Raw genomic sequence first — 21357 nt, forward strand, 5'->3', positions numbered from 1 at the left:
CGTATTAGTGGGTTTGGTTGGCGGTTCCGAGCGGGTCGGTTCCTTTTTATTCACCAGTGACATGCACCATCGTATCGATGGAGTGGCAACCGACGCCGTACACGGCCCCGTTGCTCGTGGCGGCGGCGGCCTCCTTTTCGTTCCTCTATTACGCCCTCTCTCAGCGAAGTCGGGACAGAGACGCGCTCGTCTGGACCTTCGTCGCGGTCACGCTCGGGTGCGGGATCTGGTCGCTGGCGTACGCGACACAGCTCTCGGCGGTGACGCTCGAGTGGACTCTCTTTTGGAACCGGTTCGTCTGGATCGGTGTCGGGCTGCTCGCCGCCGCGTGGCCCGCCTTCGTGCTGGCGTACGTCGACTTGACGCGCTGGCTGCAGCCGCGTCGGCTCGCCTTGCTCTGTCTCGTGCCGACCGCAACGATGGTCGGCGTCCTCGCGTTCGGCGCGGACGCCCTCTTTTATCAGTCCCCCACGCTCGTCTCTCCCGACGGCTACAACGTCATGGCGTACACTCCGACGGCGTCGCTGATCGGGTTCATCGCGTACACGTACTGTGTGAATCTCGTGACGTTCGCCGTGCTCGGATACGCCGCCCTCGTGCGTGACGGGATGTTCCGACGGCAGGCCGGAGTACTGCTCCTCGCCGGCGTGGCCCCGATGGCAGCCGGCGTCCTCGGGTTGTGGGGCAGGTTCGGACCGACGTTCGTCGATTTCACGCCGGTGGCGTTCGCTCTCACGTCGGCTGCGGTCGGCTGGGTCGTGTTCAAACACCGGCTCTTCGACATCTCGCCGGTCGCTCGCGACGCGGTGTTCGCGAATCTCTCCGACGGAGTCGTCGTGGTCGACGGCGAGGGGCGGATCGTCGACTGCAACGGCCCGGCACGCGGGCTGTTCCCGTCGGTCGCGGTCGGCCGGTGTGCCGACGACGCCTTCGCGGAGGTCCCGGCGGTCGCCGACGCGGTAACTCCGGACGGCGACGGTAGCGGTCCCACCGATCGCCGTGTCACCGACGAGTTCCACGTGACGCTCGACGACGGGAGCGCGCCGCGCTTCCTCACGGCAGACGTACACGCGATAGCCGACGGATCCGGCGTCGGCGGTTGCGTTCTCCTCCTCCGTGATATCACCGAGCGAGAGACGCTCCAGCGGCGCTATCGGGCGCTCATCGAGAAGTCTCCGAACGTCATCGCCGTCTGTGGCACCGACGGGCTCCTCCGCTACGTGAGCCCGTCCGTCGAGCGGCTGCTCGGGTACACGTCCGCCGAGATCGAGGGCCGACCGATAATCGACCTCGTCCACCCGGACGACCAACTCGACGCCCAGCGGGCGTTCGAGCGGGCGTTCGACAGCGGGGACCCGCAGCCGATCGACCATCGAATCGCGCACGCCAACGGTAACTGGCGGCTGTTCGAGACGGTGATAGAACGCCTGTTCGACGACACTGAGGAGCTGGTGATCACCGCGACAGACGTAACGGAGAACCGGCGGTACGAGCAGCGGCTCCAGGTGCTCAACCGCGTGCTCAGACACGACCTCAAAAACGACACCAACGTTATCGGCGGCTACGCCGATCTGCTTCGCGATCACGTCGACGACGAGGGCGATGAGTATCTCGACGTCATCGACCGCAAGGTCGAGACCCTGACGCACCTCAGCGATCAAGCTCGGCAGATCGACGTCGCGCTCCACAGCTCGGTCGGCCGAGCGACCATCGATCTCTCCGAACTCGTTGCCCGGCTCGGCGAGTCGCTGGAGTCGTCGTTCCCGCACGCGACGGTGACGGTTTCCTGTCCCGACTCGGCGGTCGTCTGCGCGGACGAGCTGTTGGAGTCCGCGGTCCGGAACGTCCTCGAGAACGCCGTCGTCCACAACGACGAGCCCGAGCCCGTGGTGGAGGCGAGCGTCGCGGCCGACGGCGACGGGTTCTACATCGGCGTGGCCGACAACGGCCCCGGCATTCCGCCGGTCGAGCGGGCCGTCTTCTCGGAGGCCCGCGAGACGGCCCTCGAACACGCGAGCGGGCTCGGGCTCTGGCTCGTTCACTGGATCGTCACCGAGTCCGGCGGTGACCTCGACATCGAGACCCGCGAGCCCCGGGGCACGCTCGTGACGATGTGGCTGCCGGCCGCGGAGGAGTCCTGACGGGAGGCGTGACGGTTCCATCTCTCGCCATCGCCGCGTCCCCTCCGCAACCTCTTTGCGGTCGGTCGCCAAACTCGTGGACATGAGTCACGGATCCCTGGACGACGACGCGGTCGAGAGCTACCGGGAGGCCGGTGCGGTGCTGGTCGAGGCGATGAACGAGGCCCGAGAGATGGTGGAGCCGGGGCGGACCCACCTGGAGGTCGCCGAGTGGACCGAGGACTTCATCCGCGATCAGGGTGCAGGGCTCGCGTTTCCCGTCAACATCAGCGTCGACCCGGAGGCGTCACACGCCACTCCGGGCCGCGACGACGACACGGAGTTCGGCGAGGAGATGGTGTGTCTCGATATCGGCGTCCACGTCGACGGCTACATCGCCGACGCCGCGGTCACCGTCGACCACACCGGAAACACGGAGCTGGTCGAGGCCGCCGAGATGGCGCTCGAAGCCGCCGTCGACGAGGCGGGCCCCGGCGTCGAGGTCGGCGTCGTCGGACAGGCGATCGAAGACGTGATCCGCGGATACGGCTACACGCCCGTGTTGAACCTCTCTGGCCACGGTGTTCAGCGCTACGACGCCCACACGGGGCCGTCGATCCCGAACCGCGGCGTGGACCGCTCCGTGGAACTCGAACCGGGACAGGCGGTCGCCATCGAGCCGTTCGCCACCGACGGTCGGGGGAAAGTCGGCGAGGGAACGGACGAGGAGATCTTCGAACGGCAGGGCTCCGCAAGCGTCCGCGACCGCCGGGCGCGCCAGGCCCTCGAAGAGATCGAGGCGTTCGACGACCTGCCGTTCGCGGCGCGGTGGCTCGACGGCGACCGCGTCGGGATGGCGCTCCGACGCCTCAAGCAGGCGAACGCGATCAAGGGGTACCCCGTCCTGAAAGAGAGCGACGACGCCCTCGTGAGTCAGGCGGAACACACCCTGCTCGTCACCGAGGACGGCGTCGAGGTGACGACCGCGGGTATCCACGACTTCGACTGATGGACCGGATCTACGCGCCGTGGCGGATCGAGTGGGTCGAACGCGACGCGGACCCGATCGAGGGGTGTCCGTTCTGCGTCCTCCCCGAGCGCGACGACGCCCGCGAGGCGCGGATCGTCGCGTACAGCGATCACAACTACGTGCTCCTGAACAACGCCCCGTACAACCCCGGGCACGCGATGGTGATCCCGCGCGAGCACCGCGAGGACCCGACCGAACTCGACGATCGGGCCCTCCTCGACCACGCGAGACTGAAGACGGCGACGCTGGAAGCGGTGCGGCGCGACGTCGACCCCGACGGCGTGAACACCGGACAGAATCTCGGCGAGGCCGCCGCCGGCGGCTCGGTCGACCACCTCCACACCCACGTGGTCCCGCGATGGAACGGCGACACGAACTTCATGCCCGTCACCGGCGAGACGAAGGTGATAGTCGAGGCGATAGACCGCACCTACGGACACCTCCACGCGGGGTTCGCGGTCGGCGACGACGTGGTCGATCCGGGCGACGCCGAGGCCGGGGACGCGGTGCGGCTCTCCTTCGATCTCGCGCTCGACGAGTGACTCTGGCGAGCGGCGTCGGCCCCGTCAGTACACCAACTCGCCGGAGATGAACTTCCGGGTGCGGTCGTCGGAGGGACTCTCGAAGATCACGTCGGTGGGGCCGACCTCCGTGATGCGGTCGTCGAGCAGGACCGCGGTCCGGTCCGCGATCCGCTCCGCCTGATGCATGTCGTGTGTCGCGACGACGACGCCGAGCCCGCGGTCTCGGGCCCGTTCGATCGCGTTCTCGATGACCGCGCTGTTTCGCGGGTCCAGGTCGGACGTCGGCTCGTCGAGCAGCAGGAAATCGGGGTCGTACGCCAGCGCGCGAGCGAACGACACGCGCTGCGCTTCACCGCCGGAGAGCGACGCCGCGTGTTCGTCGGTCTTGTCCGCCAGCCCGACGACGTCGAGCGCGTCACGGACCCCCTCCGCGGTCCCGTTCGAGCTCACGAGCGAGCGGAGTTCGTTCCGGAGCCGTTCCTCCCACGACCGACGCACGCGGAGCCCGTATTCGACGTTGCGAGCGACCGACGCGTCGAAGAGGCTCGACTCCTGGAACACCACGCCGATGCGCCGCCGCAGGGACAGCCGATCGGACTTCCCCATCGTCCACGGGTCGGTGCCATCGAGGGCGACGGTTCCGGCGTCGGGCTCGACGGAACACGCCAGCGTCCGGAGTAACGTCGATTTTCCGACGCCGGACGGGCCGATGACGGCGACGACCTCGCCCGCGTCGACGTCGATCGACAGGTCGCGGAACACGGCCGCGTCCCCGTACGACTGCGTCACGTCGGTCGCGGTGAGCATCAGCGGGGCACCTCCTGATCGCCGAGGCGCAGGACGACCGTATTGACGATCAACACGAGCGCGACGAGGATCACGCCGAGCAGCATCGCGGTCTCGTACTGGCCCTGACGCGCTTCGAGTTGGATGGCGGTCGTCAGCGTGCGCGTCTTCGAAATCCCGTCCGCGCCCGTGATGTTGCCGCCGACGATGAGGACGGAGCCGACCTCGCTGATGGCGCGACCGAACCCGGCCAGTATCGCGGTGGCGATCCCGTACCGCGCTTCCTTGAGGACCACGAGCGCCACGTCCAGTCTCGTTCCGCCGAGAGCGCTCGCCGCGTCGCGGACGCTCTCGTTGACGCCGGTGATCGCCGCGAGGCTGATCGCCGTGATCGGCGGCGTCGCGAGGACGAACTGCGACATGATCATCGCCTCTTTCGTGAACACCAGGTTCAGCGTCCCGAGCGGTCCCTGATTGGAGACGGCAAAGAGCACGAGGAGTCCGACGACGACGCTGGGGAAGCCCATGCCCGTGTTGATGACCGCCTTCGCGAGTCGCTTGCCGGGGAAGTCGGCGAATCCCATTACGACGGCGACCGGGACGCTGAACAGCGTGCTCAGCGCCACCGCGACGACGCTCACGTACAGCGAGACGTAGATGATGCTCGAAACGTACCCGTCCCGAAACGGGAGGTCGAAGACGTCCGGCAGACCGAGGACGGCCGACGGATCGAGGGTCGACGGCAGTCCAGAGGCGCCCAACAGATCAACGGCTGCAGGCAAACCGGAAGCGATCAGCGCCAACGGTGCCACAGATTCGATCGCCACGCTCACTCGTCGGACGAGTCGCCACTCCAACCTTCCGGAACGTACTGTTGGAAGTTGGGGTCCTCGGAGACGGCTTCGGGGAAGAACAACTGCTCCCCGTTGCGCCGGTACTCGGCGATCCCGGCCTGTGTCTCCGGGCTGGTGACCCACCCGATGTACGCCATCGCGAGGTCGTAGTTGACGTTGTCGTGGACGCCGGGATTGACGGCCATGACCCCGTAGGGGTTCGCGAGGATCTCCGGGCCGCCCTCGATGGGACCCTGAACGAGGATCGTCAGGTCGATCTCCGAGCGCTGGGAGATGAGCGTGCCGCGGTCGGAGAGCGTGTACGCGCCCTGCTGATTGGCGACGTTCAGCGCCTCGCCCATCGCGGAACCGGTCTCTTGATACCATTCGCCCCCGGGGTCGACTCCGGCCGCTTCCCAGAGGGTGCGCTCCTTGGCGTGGGTGCCGGAGTTGTCCCCGCGAGAGACGAACGTCGCCTCCCCGTCGGCGATCGCGGTGAGCGCCTCGGTCGCCGAGCCGGTTCCCCGAATCCCCGCCGGGTCGCTCTCGGGACCGACGATCACGAAGTCGTTGAACATCAGATCGCGGCGGTTGACGCCGTACCCGTTGCGCATGAACTCGTCTTCGAGCCAGCGGGCGTGGGCCATCACCACGTCGCTGTCGCCGTTACGAGCCGATTTGAGGGCCGCGCCCGTCCCTCGGGCGACCGCGTCGACGGTCACGCCGTACCGCGCCTCGAAGTCGGTGTGGATCTCGTCGAGCAGGCCCGTGTCGTAGGTGCTCGTCGTCGTCGTGAGCGTGAGCGTCTCGCCGACGACGGCCGGCCGGTCACCGGTGCCGGCACCACCGCCGACGAGCCGGGTACACCCGGCGGTGCTCGCGACTGCCCCCCCACCGATCGCGGTGAGGAACCCCCGACGATGTATCGTCATAGATACACCGAACGCCCGATACCAAATATATCTTCTGCCGCGGGAGTAATCATAATTAGTTATGCTCGGGCGGCGGCGATAGCGGATTCGTTCCAGAGAGCGAGACAGTCCGGCTGATCGCGCGGGTCGGGCGTCGCCGCCGCGATCCGTCGCGTATCTGAATCTCGTTACATCGACGACAGCTGGGACGGAGGGAAAACGCCAACACCACGCGGCGAGACGGACGCGATATGGACGAGTCGGCGGATCGCGACGGAAACGAGGTCGCTGACGACGGGGTCGACAACTCGCGGGGCAGCGACGAGGCCGCGGGCCGGGGTCGGGCCGCGCTCATCGAAGGTGACGCGGAATTCGACGGTCGCGACGCGACACTGCTCAGGGCCGTCTACGAGGCGGGCTCGGTCGCGGGCGCGGCCTCGGACCTTGGTCGCTCTCGTGCTCGTGCTCTCGCGCGTATCGAGGCGCTGGAGGACGCGTTCGGCACCCTCGTCGAGCGCCGACGCGGCGGCTCCGGCGGCGGCGGGAGCCAGTTGACCGCGGCGGGGCGCAACCTGCTCGACCGCTACGACCGCCTGCAGGCGGTGTTGGCTGCGACCGCGCGAGTCCCCGAGACGGTGCTCGACGGGACGGTCGCGAGCGTCGACGGCGAACTGGCCGACGTTGACACCGCGGTCGGGACCGTTCGCGGGCTTCACGACGGCGCGGCGGTCGGCGACGCCGTGCAGGTGCGGATCGGCGCGGACGCGGTGACGATTTATACGGGAGACGTCGGTGTAGACCCGGACGCGACGAGCGCCCGAAACCGGCTGCGCGGCGAGGTCGTCGGGACCGAGGCGGGCGAGACGGTGTCGGCGGTTCGAGTCGCCGTGGACGGGGTGGTCTTCCGGGTGTTGATCACCGGAGAGAGCGCGGATCGGTTGGCCCTGAACGCCGTCGACGACGTGGCGATACGGTGGAAGGCGACCGCAACGCGGGTCGTTAGCCAGTCTGCGCCGTCGGGACGCGACTAGCGATACTGCGGCGATTTAATCATCTTAGGCTGAACTGATTTGTCACTGGAGCGCAATTATAAACCGTGAACAACTCATCAGACACGGTACCAGACGAGGCCGCGGCTGCGATCAACGTCGACGACTTCGGACCCGCCGCGCTGGCGTCCATGGGCTCCGTCGCTCTCGCACTGTACTTCTATTACGTTCGCGGTGACAAGCAGCGCGGCCAGTTCATCGGCCTGTGGCCGAGCACCATACTCGCCCTCGCCACGTACCTCCGATTAGAGCAGATCAAGCAAACGCTCGCGGATACCGACGACTGACACCCGTTCCACGTCGCGACGCGCGACGTTTCTTTTTCGTACCATGTTTCCGCCGGAGCGAACGCTCCTTTCGGCCTGACTGCGGTCGGTCCGAGTCGAGACGAACGGTATGGTCTTCCGGGTGTCGATCGCGACCGAGAGTGCATCGCGGTTGATCTGAATACTCGTCTCAATCTAATTCAAATCATTGAACGTAGTCCCCGTTCAGCTGCTGAAGCGCATCGAAGATATATAGAAGAGTATGAAGATACAAAGAGGGAATCAATCTATAGAGAACTGGAAAATTTAGTTGACGCATCAATACTTACTAAGAGCTACAACAACCAAGCGAAAGAAATCCAGTACACGTTGCCACACACGGCGTTCCGTCTGGACCTAGAGACGCTTGATATCGAACCCGCTGAAGGCGACGAAATCTGATTCAGAGTGCGGTTTTGGAATCTGTCTTAGTAAGAATCGCCCCTTATAAACCGCCTACTTCCCCCAGAAGTATTTCACAGAATCCGTACGATAGCCGTACATACGACCCATAATCCTAAGCACTAATCTGCCGTATCCTATGGTGGCCTGATTAATCTGGTGGTGGTGAATCGATGTCTTATCGTTTAACCTTATTTTTGGTTGAGTGTGTGCTGTCTCAGGCAGGGAGCTAGCCCCAGTGCCTATGGCTCGAAGGGGTCAAATCCGTAAGACGGTCGTTTTCGGCACTTTCAGGAGTAGAGACCAATAGCTGAGGTGGTCGGTTTGCGTTGTGGTTGAAGGCGGTTTTTAACCTTATATATTAATTTATAGTAAAATAGTATTAGTATAGTAGTAGTATAGCAGCAACACCAATATACCCTTAATGTGTACTGCTAAGTATGACTGAAAAAAGTCAAACTGGCAACCGAGTACCGAAGAACCTGAATGTACGACAGGAGACAGCTGATAAACTAGAAGAAATGGCGGTAGAACGGCACGGAAGCCGTTATAAGCAAGGTCAGGTGGTAGACGACTTAGTAGCTAATGAATCATCTGACGACTTAATCTCAATGGTATCAGACCTGCATACTGCTATCTTGTCTTCGGATGACGAGTCAGGGGACACACACACAACCAAACCAGAGTTAACAGCTGATAATCCTGCCGAAGAACTAGAACGACTAGCTAAGGAACAAGGTTATCTGGTACAGTCTGAGCACGACCTAAGTGTTCTGGCGGGTGCTCGTGGGATTGATAAGACAGCTATCTATATTGCGTGCCTGCGTGGTCAAAATGCTAAAAGAGTTACTAAGAAAGAGGTGCGTGACATGATTATGCGTGATGTCGGAGTATCGTATAATTCTGCTAATCAGCACGCACAGCAAGTGATTCTACAACTATCAGCTGCGCCTTTAGCCGATTTGTGGGCGGAGATTGATACAATCATTGATGATACGATTGAGATGGGTCACAACAAACGTGGGCATGGTCTCATCTCAAAAGAAGAGTTATTCGAGAATATAGATGATATCGAGGATTGCCTTGGTGTGGATAACGATTTGATGACGACAGATGATGTGTATTATCTGGATGACGCCGAACTGGAACGCAATCTTATCAGGGATTTAACTGTGTCACGGTCTGGTGATGCACGGACGATGACATCGACTCAGATAGCTATGATTGATGCTTTGGAGGGGACAGAGTATGCAGAGATAGAGATGGTTAGTAAACTAATGTCTGATATTCAATCAGATATTGATGATGCAGAGGGTGAGCTATAATGTCGGAACATAATGTGTGGACGACGACTGACCCGGATACGATTCGGCGGGACATTCAGCACGACATGGAATTGATGTCTGATTACACGGGGTGGGACCTTACCCAGCGACAAGTGGTAATTGACCAAAAACTCAGTCGGTTGTCGGAGCTAGTGGGCCGTGATGTTACTATTGATGAGGTGCTGAACTAACTGCCGTCTATCGTTTTTAGTGGTTGGACTTCTACTCTGCTTGTTCCCAAACGTAGTTTGGTCACTGCTTGTTCCGTCTGATAAAATGTAGTTGTGTCCGTATTAGCTTGGCGGGTGTTTAGGGGCTTGGGTCAGGTAAAAAGTAAAAATTTTTAGAATTAGAGTTAGAGTTCTGGCCGTTCGAATCGAGTGAGTTTATCAGTCGGATAATAAGTGTGAGCTGCTTCAGATTCTTTGGTTACGTATCCGTTCTCTCGGAGCTCTCTAAAGACTCTGCTGGCGGTTTTGGCGGAGTAATGTCCTTTTTTGTACCCGTTTAAGTCAGTTGTTCGGGCGTACCCGTGTAGTCGTATATTATCCATGATGTCTATCATTGCTTCTGTTTGTTTTGCCATAGGTAGTGTTCACGTCAAGTGCATAAAGGGTTGTCTCCAACCCACCCAGTATGGTCGGGGATACACCTTTATTCCCCTGCCGAGTAGGTAGAGTTGTGATGAAAGCACAAAACCAAGCCGACGACGCAGCAAGCACCGAATCACTAGACATCCACACAGACCGACTCACAGTACTAGAGGCGTTAAAAGGATTAATGCGGGAACACGAAGGCAACTCCCACATTCTCCGAATTGAACAAGACGAGACCGGGACCCACTGGCTACACTATGATGTAGTCCCCAACACGTGGGACATGAAGGAAGGAGTAGACTACATCAGCCCCAACACAATTACTGATAACGACTGTGAGGAAGGCTGGGAAGACTTTGTAGATTACTTCAATACCGTAGACATCAACATCGACTTCGAATCAACCCGCACAATTAACCTGTATTACTACTAGAACAATGAACGAAACAAACCAAGCCGACGACAGCAGCACAGTAGCAGAGACACAATTTGAGGATGTGCGAGTCCACGAGGACTTATTAGAGTATGAGGATGAGGATTATCTCGTCCTGATTGAGGAGTATGAGGTTGATTCTGGTCAGGATGCTCACAATGAACTCGCATGTGAGCTCCTCGACGATGTTAACGCAGCTGCACACTGCAATTATTACGTGCACATCCGCACAGATGCGGACTCTGAGGATTGGTTCTTCGACAATTAATCGCCTGATACTGGCCCACGCAGGTTCGATTCCTGATTCAGGTTTTCCCGGTCTCCTCGTCCGGTCTACCAAAACGGGGGTGAAAACAAGATGAACTCACAAAACCAAACTGTGTCAATCATGATGGTTGGCACTCGGTTCGAGGTGTATAGTAGCAGAATAAAAGCATTAGAAGCAGCTCAGGGAATCAACGAAGTGTATGATTTCCCCGGAGTGACTGCTGAAGTCAAAGATTACGCAGTTGATTCTGGAGAGGGGTACTGCGTGCTCACGGGTGATTCTCGATGAGTAACTATGGTGACTGGGCAGGTGTCGTACCTGACCCGGAGGGGCGATTGTGTGATGATTGTGGGCACCCGATGATTATCGATTGTGCTGGGTTGGCGTGTGACCATTGCTGGCGGGTAGCTGATGACGGGGGTGATGCCGGTGATGGCCAATGAGTTGCAGTGTCTGCGGGTCCGAGTACGTTGAGCACCTGTGTGCTGCGTGTGTAGACGCATTCGTTGTTGATGACGGTGATTCGTGCGGGGGTGACGAAGAAACGTCTCTAAATCCAAATGAGAGGCGATTGGTACTGCCTAAACCCGAGTACTGGTGTGTTGTGTGTGGGTGGTCTGACGAGCCTTGTGAGGAGTTTCACACCGGATTAGACATCTATCTCGCTGAAAAATCCCTTATCGAGGGAGAGTCTAGAGCTGAAGAGTCGTATTATGATACGGGTGGTCGATAATGACGCCCGCCGAGGCTAGTGTTCTGGTAGTGGGTGTGATGGTTGGCACTGGGTTGATAATCAAGTGGGTGATGTCACCATGACGGTGGACGTGCCTACGTGTTGGATGAACGAGATGCCTATGCCGTCTGTGGATGACTTACGTAAGTGGCGGGACTTCAGTGCGAGCCGAAAAAAGGGTCGGTCGGCTGCCCGGGTTGACGATGATTTAAAATCTGGGTCAAAAGGCGAAGCAGTGTTCGAGTTTTGGTTACATCAAAATATTCCGTCAGAACACTGGCATCGTGTTGGTACTCGTACACATGATTTTGAGGTTTTTGGCGTTCGTATAGACGTTAAAACACGGGATTGGGGCAAGCACATGGCACGTTACGGCCATCGGTATGATTCTGTGCCTGCTGCCCGAGGTGGCCGTATCCACGCTGATATGTACGTTGTCGTTTGGCTTCACGAGGATGGGTCGACGGCGACGATTGCGGGGGGTGTACACGCATATGAGTTGGTCGATGCCCCATTACACCCGAATACAGATGCACCGGGTACCCGGGAAGTCAAGGGTGATTCGGTGTTGCTTAGTCCGATTGATTTTAGTAGGCCTGCTTGGTTACGGGTTCCGAGGTCGGCGGAGTCGCTGTCCGGGTAGTGGGTTTACTCGTCGGTTTACTCAGTAGTGTTCTAGTGGGCTTCATAGGAGTATTTCTGTACGGTTTTATCTGCAGTTTCCTTCAGAGATTCCTGCACAGATTCCCGGACTTCTGTTCGTATTCTTGTGTGGGGGTAGACCTTTGCAATCGTCCTTCATATGGTAATGTAGACGCCCTGTCTGTGCATGCGGGATTCATATTTGGGCGTCTGAAGTCTTGAAAAGCTGGTTTGGTTTTCCCCGGTTTCTCGGGGGTTTTCGATACGCTTTGTGAGCGAGTAGCATACTATTCGGGGGTAAACCTTTGCAGTCTGTGCTAGTTTGTTTAATTACTCTATCTCTCGAAAAATACTGAAGAGGTAGGTGAACTAAAAATGAGTATTGGAAAAGTAATTACTGGCTTCGGAGCCGGTGTAATCAGTGGTATTGTAGGTATCGAACAAAATCTCGGAGTTGACGTTATTGCGTCGCTCGATGGGGCTACGGCTGCATTTGTCGGGTTAGTTGGCTTTGGAGTCGCAGGTCTCTCGATGTACTTTGCGGCTCAGACAGCTCAGAACGAGCTCTAAAACAGGTGGGATAGTAATGAATAAGAATAACTTAAAAACAGCTGGGAGGCAGTCCTTAGCCCTCGCTTTTGCGTGTTTGATGGTGACGAGCATGGTCTTGATGCCAATCGGGGCAGTCGGGGTCGCATCTGCGCAAGATGACAGCGACAATACGACACAGACCGTGGTTTGTGAGCCAATAGACGGGGACTGGTGGTCGCTGATGTCCTTAGACGTACGAGGGAGCCTATCCAGTGTGTATTGCTCAGCGAGTTCACTGTTCGGCGACACCGACTTGCCGACCGGAGTGAACCTAGCTGAGACAGTGTACGTATCGCATGGTAGTATTGATGAAACAAACTCGAAAATGTCGTCTGACTTTGCTGACGCAGAGTATGATACATTAGCATTTTTTGAGGCAGAAAAAGCAATCGTGGAGGCACGATATGCTGATGAGTCATCAACTGATGCTAGGTTGGCTGGTCGTCAGGCAGCGAACGAGGAGTATTCTGTGGCTTTTGAGTCCTACATTGAGGGGCAAAAGCAACAATGGCAAGAAATCTACACGGGGTCACGTGCGACAAATGTGGACCCGTTAACTGATACTGTCATCGACGTTGAACATCAGCACAGCTTCCCTACGACGGCTAACACGCAGTTCCGAGTAAACTGGGAAGCTAGCGAGAACAGTACTCTGGAGTATGATATTGTAACCTTGCCGAATGGAGAGGAGGTTGAGTACGTATCCCGGATTACTGACATCGACATTACTCGTAACGATGATGTGATGCCTGATGGGGACCGCACCGACGTTGTGTTTGCCGTCTACGGCGACGGGTTTGACGGCGGAGATGGGGCTGTCGGAGTATCATACGAGGGTGTGACCAACGAGGAGGTAGTTGATTCCCACACGCCACGTGTAGACCGTCTAGATATCCGTGGTAACGACCCCAACGGCGGGATGGATGACTTCCGATTATTCAACACATTCAGCAGAATGGATGAGCTTGATAGTGACCGTGCTAACGTTATCGATGATATCGACACTGTGCAGGCCAACTGGTACAATGATGTTGGGGCCGGGGAGGTCCCGCCAGATGAGTACTACGGCCCCGGGGAGTACTACACTGATTACGGTGCTGGGATGGACACTTCTGTCGCCTCGCAACTGTACTTCTACAACACGCTAGGGTACAGTTCGACGTACGATGCGACAATGATTGTGGATGATTCTCAAGCGGGTGTGCTGGAGGGTGGAATCATCGTAGATTCAGCTGAATCTGCACCACTAGTGTACGATGAGAACCCACTTCCAGTATCCAATAATGGTGACGTGGTGCTCAGCTCAAACACCCATGAGGGAGTTCTTGAGTTCGTCGAAACTGGTGAAGAAGATGTGACTGAGACGGCTGAGATTACGTTCGCTGATGGGTCTGATATCGCTACCAGTGATGTTACTATCGACGTGCTGAACGTCGACGGCGAAACCGTCAGCAGAGACGGTAGCAACGTCACAGCGACGTTCGACAAGTCGGACATGCAGAATGAGAACTTCGTTCTCTTCCGGGCAGTCGATGAATCTGGAGAAGACGTAGTCGAGTCTGGAACGTATGTTCTGTTCACGGACGAGCTTATCACTGAGGTGCGTGGATTCGTTCAGGGCAATGATTACTCTGAGAACTACGATATGCTCCACGCAACGGGTAGTGGGGATATTGACCGGACACAGCTCAGCAACTCTTGGACACTGACCGAGAATTACGACGCAAACGGTAACGAGCAAACAGTAGCAGTGACGCACACGGGTGTTAACACTGACTTCACTGGGTCTTCAGCGCAGGACCGTATCGAGGCGCAGCAGGACATCCGTGATGCGGTAGATGAGCGAGATGACTTGACTGCTGGTGGTGGTGCTGGCGATGGTGATGGGATTAGTCCGCTTGTGACGGGTCTTATTGGCTTGTTCGGCGGTGCTGTCATCGTTTTCGGATTTGGGTTCGTGCTATTCGTTCTGTACGTAGCCTTCCGATTGCACCCTGCGACGTAACGATATCAGAATACCCTGTGTCGGGGTTACAGACACACTCGAAAACATAAAATAACAGAAACAAAGAAAATGAATGTAACGAAAAAGATTGGAACGATGACGACGGCAATGATGGCACTAGTGGTGGTGCTGTCGATGGTAACGATGCCGGTGATGGCGCAGGATACTACGACAATCGAGATAGAAACAGAACAAGACTTTGTCGATGCGACCGATGGTGCGCTGCCAGCGGGTGTGACTTACATGGCGGGTGGGTCATCACCAAAACTGATGCTTGACCCGGGTGCAACATATGACACTAAATCATACAATTTTGAACCCGTAGAAATCATAATCACAGCTAATACGGCGTATGATGCCGATACACTAACGCTAATTGATGATTCCGATGGGACCGACATAACATATACATCTGACACGACACCGGGGGCGTTGGATAGTGGTGACACGACGACGATAGATGCGGACGGCACAGGTGTGGATAGTTGGACGATGTCACTAACTAACACCGATAACGACATGCCGTTAGAGATAATGGATATCACGATTAGCGGCGTAGTGGTCGACGACACCGCAGGTGACGGTGCTGACGACGGTACTAACGGTACTGACGCTGGTGATGGTACTGACGATGGTGCTGATGATGGTACTGACGCTGGTGACGGTACTGGCGACGGAGGAGCTGACGACGGGTCTGACGGCACTGATGATGGTACCGATGGCTCTGACGGCACTGACGCTGACGATGGTACTGACGACGGGTCTGACGCTAATGATGGTGATGATGTGGTTGGTGGTGGTGCTGGTGACAGCACTGTGGACCGTGACACTATCATCTATGCCGGGGCGCTTGTGACGCTGCTTGCAGCGTTCTTGGCAGTTGCGGCACGAGTCAGCAAGTAAACTTTTGCTTCCCTACGGGAAGCACCTTTATTCTTTAACTGTGATTAATTACATATATGTTAAAATATAAAATAATCAAACTAGCACTGTTACTAGTGTTGGTTATCGTCGCAGTGACAGCGATGATGCCAATCGTGGAAGCGCAAGAAACAGACGTAGAAACCGAAGAAGAAGAAGAAGTAGACGAGACCGAGACCCCGGAGGCCGACGAATCTGACGAAGAACGAGAATACGAACTAGTCATGTCTGATTCGCTTAGAATGATTGACTCAGAGTGGGACGGAAAGACGTTCACTGCCCGTTTTGAAGCAGATAGGAGCACGTCTGTCACAATCGTCGACGCTGGAAGAACAGCTAGAAACGGTGAGAATGTAGACCTACAACCGCAGACAGAACAGATTGCACGTGATGGTGTTACAACCGTCTCGTACACCGTTGTAGAAGACCGTCAAGTAACGATATCGGGCGATGGTGGGATTTGGCTTAATGGGTATGATGACGGCATAAGAGCGGTGCCTCAGGGCAACTATACGATGCATGCGATTGTCCTTGCTTCAGTCATCGCATTTATCGGGATTTTGGCCAACGTGATGTGGATTTCGAGAGTTGTAAAGAACCGGATTAAACAGGTGGTGTAAAATGACGAAAACAGAACAAGCGAAGGGAGTCGTTGAATCAATTGGACGAGGAATCAAGACAGTTATTATCTGGACAGTCAGTCTAGCCCCTATTGGGGTGATGGGTGCCGTCTGGTTAATCGGCGGTCTTCAAATTCTCGGTTTTCGGATGCTTGATTGGGTTAACGGAATCAGCCTCCTTGACAAGCAGGTATTTGCGTGGATAGGTCCTGAACACGAGCCCCTTTTGCTAATCAGCTGGTGGGCTATCACACTTAGTTCTCTACCTGCCCTCATTGTGGCTGCTAAAATCATGCAGCGGAGCAATACGGTACTGCGTGCAGTGGATGCGAAGACTGGTCAGACGGGCGTATGGGAGCTTCCCAGTGAACGATTGAGCAGTATGACTGTGTTGGATTATGAGGGTAATGAGATTGGTACAGATGGGCTCCATCGCATATCGACGTACAGTGGAACACAAGCCTACGAAGCCGACGAATACGACTCGGATACACACACAGCAATCACTAGTTGGTATGCCGGGGAGCACCCGTCTGATATCAGGACCGCCAAAGGCGTCGTGGAAGACATCAGGACAGAGATGTATCGACTGGTCAACGCTGCTATTGACACTTCATCTTCAAAGGAAAGAGTAGCACGAGAAGCAGGGATGGCGGAAATTAATGAGTCTATCCGGCGCAGGGAACGTGGTACCCTACAGACTGGTGAAACACCATCTACACCGCTACAGGACTACTTAGAACAGAAGTACGACCGACAGGAACGTATCGTTGACAAACGTTCTGAGAACCAACGAGACCTCGAAGAGAGGTTCGAAGAAGGTGCTGAAGCAACGGAGGAAGAGGGTGATGAGCAATGAGCACACAAGAACCAGATGTTGACAGCAGACCAGTAGAAGCCGAGTTCCGAGAATACGCACACGGAAACCTACCGAAACAGGACCACAGGGACGTATACTATTGGACTGGTCTCATATCTGACCCCGAGATTGCGGAACACCTAGCCTTCTGCGCCGCTAACTATGACGGCTCAGTAGCCGGGATGCCAGATGACTTTGAAGATACCGTATACTGCCAAGAGTTCATCAAAAAGTATGGTGACAGAACGGCAACAATGGCTCTACAAACACGGAACTCTGAGTATCTCAGCTATTACTCGGGCCTTGTAGGCTATCAAACAGACGTGTCCGGGGTTCAGACGCTGATGCGTATTCAGCAGATGATTCGGGATATCCCAGTCTTCATTTCCTATATTTACGGGATTATGGGGAGCGGGAAGACGGATTTTGCCTTCTTGCTGTTAGAGATATTCATCTCAATATATGGAAAGGAGAATATCGTTCTTGCTGCCAACATTGAGAGCGACGACTTAGACCGTTGCATTACGCACTACAGCGAGTTGATTGAGATTCTGGAAGACCGTCGGGAGCGAATGAGGGCAGGTGAAGAGGTGGAGCCCATCGTGATGATTATCGATGAGGCAGCTCAGATTTTTACTGGGAGTGGCTCTGACCAACACAAAGCAAAACACCTCGCTAAGCTCCTGAAACTGGCTCGAAAAGCCAATGCTAACATGCTACTTATCGGGCAGGATGGCAAAGATATTGGACCATCTCTACGGACGCTGTGTACTGCGTTTGTACACAAAGAATCGCAGAAGAAGGCATCATTCTATCACGACGTAGTTGAAAGACAGGGGGTTGGTAAGATGATGTCGCTCTCGGGTGTCCCTGCGACTAATTTCGACGACTGGAGCACGTATGATGAGGGAGAGTTTGTCTTTGACCCGGATGCTGCTGGGGATGGGTCTGAGGTCACACAAAAGGAGCTTGACAAGCTCATGGAGGAACACAAGCGGGAGATGATTGCTCTGCTGGCTTGGTCGACTGAGTTAACCAATAGCGAGATTGCTGACCTGTACGAGGTCTCCAGCAAGACTGTGACACGTCACAAGCAGCGTTATGAGCAGAAGTATGAACCACTGTTTGGGGAGGATAATTAGTGGGTGAGAATCAGTCGGGCCTCGCACGTGCGCACGAGCGGGCGCATTTGGGGCGGGGGTCTGTCTGTCTGTCCGTCTCTATATGAGAGTTTTTTAACCATCTACGTCATTTGCATATCAAATGGAGTCGGAGGACCCGGTTGAGCCCCACGAACAACACTTCTTCCCGATATCTTACTACTTGCACAGAGCGGGGAACAAACCACCCCAATCAGTTGAGGCCTTCATTCAACAGAACTACCGCTTGATTACTGTCTCCGGTGTATTCGCAGCTATAATCGTTTACTTGTCAAATCTAACCGAAACGACTGGTAGACCCATTATCTTCGGCATGGTCGGTGCATCAATTCTATTTGGAATAACAGCCATCATAATCACAGACAACGCAGTAGTTGAGTTCACTAAATCATTCAGACAAGACGACAAGCTTTCGGCTTTTTCATACTTCTCAATAGCACTTGCTTTATTTTTGATTTCCTACGCACTTGCTTCGGCCTTATCATATCGTCAAGCAATTGCAATTGAGGCTATTGACCTATTTGTAGGTCAGATACTGTTCCTCGGGTTTATTCTCTTGATGCGGCATAACATAGGCTCAGATTCAAAAGAAGATGTAGACCACAAATACGAAATCGAACTTGGGAACTACACACATTGGCTCGTGAGAAAATCCCTACAGATAGCTGGTGTACTAAGTATTATTCTACTTTTGTCTGATATCATCTTGTTCGATGGCATCATGTTCAATTTGATAGGGATTGACAGTAATAGCACTGCGTTGGCTGTGTTAATCCCTATATTGCTTATATCTCTGATTACCTTTCTCATAATCTCTATCTCAATAATATCTCATAGAGTATATCTGAGCGCTAGTAAACTGAAAGGATGATGTGTCGACCGTCTATCTGACGGCTTCGACCGCTGCTTCTACTCTTTCATCATCTGCCTCTGACCCGAGATACCACTGTTGCCGCTCTTCGTCTTGGTAGATTGTCGAGAGTGTTTGTCTGGTCACATTTGGTGTGCGTTCAGCGACCGAACGATATGATGCTCCGTCCTCGATATCCTCAAGTGCGGATACAATATCGTAGTAGCCGGTCTCGCCATCCTCGTAGTCTGGCTCAAGATTCACTCGCAGGTACCCGTCCACACGCTCAAAGCCAGCAGGTACTTGTCCCATCCATTTTCCTTCCTTGCGAGCTCGCTTCTGCCCGGACTTGGTGCGTCGTATGAGGTTTCGACGTTCTTCAGCTGCTACTTCGGCGATAATGCCAGCGACCATACGTCCGGTTCCATCAGGTTTGATTTCTCTGACAGAGCCATTTGTGACGTGGATAACAACGTCAGCATTTTCGCATGCATCAAAGAATTGCTGTGCCAGCACTCCTTTGCGAGCAATTCTCGAAATCTCCCATACGACGACATCGGTCAGTTCACCGTCTTCTACTGCATCAATCAAGCGTAGGAATTCTTTTCGACCGCCATCAGCACCAGACCCAGTATCAACGAATAATTCAACATCAGCCATTCCGAGCTCGTGACGTTCAAGCCAATCTCCGATATCATCTCGCTGGTGTTCATCTGTTTGTCCATCTGTTGAGCGTCGAACATAGACCGCAATATCCGACTTTTTGGCGTTAAAAACCATAGTAGTAGCTTGCATGTGAGAGAGTATATATATTACCCCTACCCGCTTACAGGCTGTGAGCGGGTGGTCACCCGCTTACAGGATATAAGATATGTTATGCGGAGAGTAGATATTAAGTTCAAGATGTGAGCTGGTGTACAACCAGTAATTCTTTCCTAATCTTGTCAAATACGGCGCAAGAGTTACTTTCGAGGACGAAGACATTCTTGTATCAATGACGTATCAGTCGACAACGATTGCGAAGACTCTACCTGATATCAACAGGCAGATGTTCCTCCCCGCAATCCAGAGGGAATTTGTATGGGATGAAGAGCAGATTGTTCGTCTATTTGACTCGGTAGTTCGAGATTACCCGATTGGTTCGTTCCTGTACTGGAATGTCAGAGGGAAATTCGCTGAGCGTCAAGTCAAGTACAAATTCATCGAGGATTACATAACAGAAGGAAACTACCCCTCTCAGTTCGATGAGCTTTATCATCGAAATCAGAAAGTCCACGATGAATTCGCAAAGCTACCTGACAAACTGACTCTAGTATTAGACGGTCAGCAGAGGTTGACTTCATTCTATATTGGACTTGAAGGTAGTTTCACCGACCGAGGCCACGGGAAGATGCGTAAGAAGCCAGAGTCATGGACAAGAAAACAACTCTATCTCAATCTTCTCTCAAATCCAAAAATCGAGACCGATGACGCTCTCCAGATGAAATATGAATTTGAATTCAAGAACGAACCAACTGTTAGCGATGGGGAGTATTGGTATAGGGTCGGTGATGTCCTCGACATGGAAGAGGAGGACAAGTACGATTACGTCGATACAGTCCTCGAAAGGCTGGAGTACGCAAATGTCGACAAATCAACCATCAATGAAAAGTACATAAAACAGAATTTAGATGCTCTTTGGGATGCTGTTCACAAGCGTCCTGTAATCAACTTCTACGAAACGGAAAAACAAGATAGTGACCGTATCCTGAATGTCTTCATCCGGGCGAATGAAGGTGGGACACAGCTCGGTAAAGACGAGGTGTTATTGTCGATGGCGACAGCAGAATGGTCTCAGAGCGACCCGCCAATTGACGCCAGACAAGAGATTACAAACCTTGTGGATGAATTGAATGGATACAGGGATATCTCTGGGTTTGGTTTTGATATCAGTTTCATTCTGAAGAATCTACTCTGCGTATCCGAACAGTCGATGGCGTACAAAATTGAGCACTTCATGGATGGAGACGTTCTTACGGAAATGAAGAACACGTGGACAGATGATGACTTCGAGAAATCTTTGTTCAGGACTTTAGAGCTGATAGAGAGTTACGGATTCGATGGCCACTCAGTTACTAGTAACGTCTGTCTTATGCCTATCATCTATTTCGTCTATAAGAACCCTAGAGTGGGTCTAACGTGGGAATCTCAAGAAGGGAAGCACCTCCGTAAGCAGTTATTCTATTGGCTATGCGCTACCTTGCTGAAGAGTGTCTACAGCTCAGGTACGTATTCAAAAGTCGAAGCAATCCGAGGTGTGATTAAAGAGGCTCCTAAAAATGAATTCCCGATGATGGAACTGTCTCAGAGGCTCTACAGCTATAGTGAAAGTTTAGCATTCCCCGAAGAAGAAGT

The 21357-nt window shown here is 55.0% G+C and carries 20 protein-coding genes; 16 read left to right on the top strand and 4 right to left on the bottom strand.

The window, feature by feature from the left end; all coding sequences use genetic code 11:
• Nucleotides 1-77: 77 nt before the first annotated feature.
• From ACNSN4_RS13460 to ACNSN4_RS13470, 3 genes are all read left to right on the top strand, one after another.
• Nucleotides 78-2141, top strand: coding sequence for a histidine kinase N-terminal 7TM domain-containing protein (locus ACNSN4_RS13460; RefSeq protein WP_418286335.1), 2064 nt, complete (start codon nucleotides 78-80; stop codon nucleotides 2139-2141).
• 82 nt (nucleotides 2142-2223) lie between these two features.
• Nucleotides 2224-3129, top strand: coding sequence for a type II methionyl aminopeptidase (gene map, locus ACNSN4_RS13465; RefSeq protein ID WP_418286336.1), 906 nt, complete (start codon nucleotides 2224-2226; stop codon nucleotides 3127-3129).
• On the top strand, nucleotides 3129-3692 hold the full coding sequence (locus ACNSN4_RS13470; RefSeq protein ID WP_418286337.1) for an HIT family protein: 564 nt from the start codon (nucleotides 3129-3131) through the stop codon (nucleotides 3690-3692). The genes map and ACNSN4_RS13470 overlap by 1 nt, the downstream gene beginning before the upstream one ends.
• Before the next feature lie 24 nt (nucleotides 3693-3716).
• Here ACNSN4_RS13470 and ACNSN4_RS13475 read toward each other — a convergent pair whose 3' ends face one another.
• From ACNSN4_RS13475 to ACNSN4_RS13485, 3 genes are all read right to left on the bottom strand, one after another.
• Nucleotides 3717-4481 carry an amino acid ABC transporter ATP-binding protein gene (locus ACNSN4_RS13475; protein ID WP_418286338.1) on the bottom strand — a complete coding sequence of 255 codons (765 nt, stop codon included), beginning with the start codon at nucleotides 4479-4481 and terminating at the stop codon, nucleotides 3717-3719.
• Nucleotides 4481-5206 carry an ABC transporter permease gene (locus tag ACNSN4_RS13480; protein WP_418286376.1) on the bottom strand — a complete coding sequence of 242 codons (726 nt, stop codon included), beginning with the start codon at nucleotides 5204-5206 and terminating at the stop codon, nucleotides 4481-4483. The genes ACNSN4_RS13475 and ACNSN4_RS13480 overlap by 1 nt, the downstream gene beginning before the upstream one ends.
• 83 nt (nucleotides 5207-5289) lie before the next feature.
• Complete coding sequence (locus ACNSN4_RS13485) at nucleotides 5290-6225, bottom strand: ABC transporter substrate-binding protein (protein WP_418286339.1); 936 nt, start codon at nucleotides 6223-6225, stop codon at nucleotides 5290-5292.
• Nucleotides 6226-6455: 230 nt separating this feature from the next.
• Here ACNSN4_RS13485 and ACNSN4_RS13490 point away from each other — a divergent pair, with 230 nt between their 5' ends.
• The 12 genes from ACNSN4_RS13490 to ACNSN4_RS13545 all read left to right on the top strand — a co-directional run bounded on the left by ACNSN4_RS13490 (nucleotide 6456) and on the right by ACNSN4_RS13545 (nucleotide 18984).
• Nucleotides 6456-7235: a LysR family transcriptional regulator gene (locus ACNSN4_RS13490; protein ID WP_418286340.1), complete on the top strand. Its 780-nt coding sequence runs from the start codon at nucleotides 6456-6458 to the stop codon at nucleotides 7233-7235.
• Nucleotides 7236-7300: 65 nt separating this feature from the next.
• Nucleotides 7301-7540 carry a hypothetical protein gene (locus ACNSN4_RS13495; RefSeq protein WP_418286341.1) on the top strand — a complete coding sequence of 80 codons (240 nt, stop codon included), beginning with the start codon at nucleotides 7301-7303 and terminating at the stop codon, nucleotides 7538-7540.
• An 860-nt stretch (nucleotides 7541-8400) separates the two neighbouring features.
• A complete protein-coding gene (locus ACNSN4_RS13500; RefSeq protein ID WP_418286342.1) occupies nucleotides 8401-9285 on the top strand; it encodes a hypothetical protein in 885 nt (294 codons plus the stop codon).
• Between the two features lie 684 nt (nucleotides 9286-9969).
• Complete coding sequence (locus ACNSN4_RS13505; RefSeq protein ID WP_418286343.1) at nucleotides 9970-10314, top strand: hypothetical protein; 345 nt, start codon at nucleotides 9970-9972, stop codon at nucleotides 10312-10314.
• Nucleotides 10315-10318: 4 nt separating this feature from the next.
• Nucleotides 10319-10582: a hypothetical protein gene (locus ACNSN4_RS13510; protein ID WP_418286344.1), complete on the top strand. Its 264-nt coding sequence runs from the start codon at nucleotides 10319-10321 to the stop codon at nucleotides 10580-10582.
• 1750 nt (nucleotides 10583-12332) lie between these two features.
• On the top strand, nucleotides 12333-12527 hold the full coding sequence (locus tag ACNSN4_RS13515; RefSeq protein WP_418286345.1) for a hypothetical protein: 195 nt from the start codon (nucleotides 12333-12335) through the stop codon (nucleotides 12525-12527).
• A gap of 16 nt (nucleotides 12528-12543) precedes the next feature.
• The gene (locus ACNSN4_RS13520) at nucleotides 12544-14553 is read left to right on the top strand and encodes an Env/VP5 family phage fusion protein (RefSeq protein WP_418286346.1); all 2010 of its coding nucleotides are present in this window, start codon (nucleotides 12544-12546) and stop codon (nucleotides 14551-14553) included.
• 69 nt (nucleotides 14554-14622) lie between these two features.
• Complete coding sequence (locus tag ACNSN4_RS13525) at nucleotides 14623-15456, top strand: hypothetical protein (RefSeq protein ID WP_418286347.1); 834 nt, start codon at nucleotides 14623-14625, stop codon at nucleotides 15454-15456.
• Nucleotides 15457-15512: 56 nt separating this feature from the next.
• Nucleotides 15513-16094: a DUF8063 family protein gene (locus tag ACNSN4_RS13530; RefSeq protein WP_418286348.1), complete on the top strand. Its 582-nt coding sequence runs from the start codon at nucleotides 15513-15515 to the stop codon at nucleotides 16092-16094.
• A 1-nt stretch (nucleotide 16095) separates the two neighbouring features.
• Nucleotides 16096-16953, top strand: a complete 858-nt coding sequence (locus tag ACNSN4_RS13535; protein ID WP_418286349.1) for a hypothetical protein — start codon at nucleotides 16096-16098, stop codon at nucleotides 16951-16953.
• Nucleotides 16950-18095 (top strand): P-loop NTPase family protein, encoded by a 1146-nt coding sequence (locus ACNSN4_RS13540; protein ID WP_418286350.1) that lies wholly within the window; start codon nucleotides 16950-16952, stop codon nucleotides 18093-18095. The genes ACNSN4_RS13535 and ACNSN4_RS13540 overlap by 4 nt, the downstream gene beginning before the upstream one ends.
• Nucleotides 18096-18216: 121 nt before the next feature.
• Nucleotides 18217-18984, top strand: a complete 768-nt coding sequence (locus ACNSN4_RS13545; protein WP_418286351.1) for a hypothetical protein — start codon at nucleotides 18217-18219, stop codon at nucleotides 18982-18984.
• A gap of 12 nt (nucleotides 18985-18996) precedes the next feature.
• On the opposite strand, the gene ACNSN4_RS13550 is transcribed toward ACNSN4_RS13545, so the two are convergent.
• On the bottom strand, nucleotides 18997-19743 hold the full coding sequence (locus tag ACNSN4_RS13550) for a recombinase family protein (protein WP_418286352.1): 747 nt from the start codon (nucleotides 19741-19743) through the stop codon (nucleotides 18997-18999).
• Nucleotides 19744-19957: 214 nt separating this feature from the next.
• Between ACNSN4_RS13550 and ACNSN4_RS13555 the strand changes: the two genes are divergently transcribed.
• Nucleotides 19958-21357: DUF262 domain-containing protein (locus tag ACNSN4_RS13555; protein WP_418286353.1), on the top strand; the 1400-nt coding region annotated here is incomplete at its 3' end.

Origin of the sequence: Halorubrum marinum (assembly GCF_048381195.1) — an archaeon.
In the GTDB taxonomy this organism is placed as follows: Archaea; Halobacteriota; Halobacteria; order Halobacteriales; family Haloferacaceae; genus Halorubrum.

Excerpts from the sequence above, each read along its gene's own strand:
- ACNSN4_RS13460 (WP_418286335.1), top strand. The coding sequence starts at position 78 with ATGGAGTGGCAACCGACGCCGTACACGGCCCCGTTGCTCGTGGCGGCG.
- map (WP_418286336.1), top strand. The coding sequence starts at position 2,224 with ATGAGTCACGGATCCCTGGACGACGACGCGGTCGAGAGCTACCGGGAG.
- ACNSN4_RS13470 (WP_418286337.1), top strand. The coding sequence starts at position 3,129 with ATGGACCGGATCTACGCGCCGTGGCGGATCGAGTGGGTCGAACGCGAC.
- ACNSN4_RS13475 (WP_418286338.1), bottom strand. The coding sequence starts at position 4,481 with ATGCTCACCGCGACCGACGTGACGCAGTCGTACGGGGACGCGGCCGTG.
- ACNSN4_RS13485 (WP_418286339.1), bottom strand. The coding sequence starts at position 6,225 with ATGACGATACATCGTCGGGGGTTCCTCACCGCGATCGGTGGGGGGGCA.
- ACNSN4_RS13490 (WP_418286340.1), top strand. The coding sequence starts at position 6,456 with ATGGACGAGTCGGCGGATCGCGACGGAAACGAGGTCGCTGACGACGGG.
- ACNSN4_RS13500 (WP_418286342.1), top strand. The coding sequence starts at position 8,401 with ATGACTGAAAAAAGTCAAACTGGCAACCGAGTACCGAAGAACCTGAAT.
- ACNSN4_RS13505 (WP_418286343.1), top strand. The coding sequence starts at position 9,970 with ATGAAAGCACAAAACCAAGCCGACGACGCAGCAAGCACCGAATCACTA.
- ACNSN4_RS13510 (WP_418286344.1), top strand. The coding sequence starts at position 10,319 with ATGAACGAAACAAACCAAGCCGACGACAGCAGCACAGTAGCAGAGACA.
- ACNSN4_RS13515 (WP_418286345.1), top strand. The coding sequence starts at position 12,333 with ATGAGTATTGGAAAAGTAATTACTGGCTTCGGAGCCGGTGTAATCAGT.
- ACNSN4_RS13520 (WP_418286346.1), top strand. The coding sequence starts at position 12,544 with ATGAATAAGAATAACTTAAAAACAGCTGGGAGGCAGTCCTTAGCCCTC.
- ACNSN4_RS13525 (WP_418286347.1), top strand. The coding sequence starts at position 14,623 with ATGAATGTAACGAAAAAGATTGGAACGATGACGACGGCAATGATGGCA.
- ACNSN4_RS13530 (WP_418286348.1), top strand. The coding sequence starts at position 15,513 with ATGTTAAAATATAAAATAATCAAACTAGCACTGTTACTAGTGTTGGTT.
- ACNSN4_RS13535 (WP_418286349.1), top strand. The coding sequence starts at position 16,096 with ATGACGAAAACAGAACAAGCGAAGGGAGTCGTTGAATCAATTGGACGA.
- ACNSN4_RS13540 (WP_418286350.1), top strand. The coding sequence starts at position 16,950 with ATGAGCACACAAGAACCAGATGTTGACAGCAGACCAGTAGAAGCCGAG.
- ACNSN4_RS13545 (WP_418286351.1), top strand. The coding sequence starts at position 18,217 with ATGGAGTCGGAGGACCCGGTTGAGCCCCACGAACAACACTTCTTCCCG.
- ACNSN4_RS13550 (WP_418286352.1), bottom strand. The coding sequence starts at position 19,743 with ATGGTTTTTAACGCCAAAAAGTCGGATATTGCGGTCTATGTTCGACGC.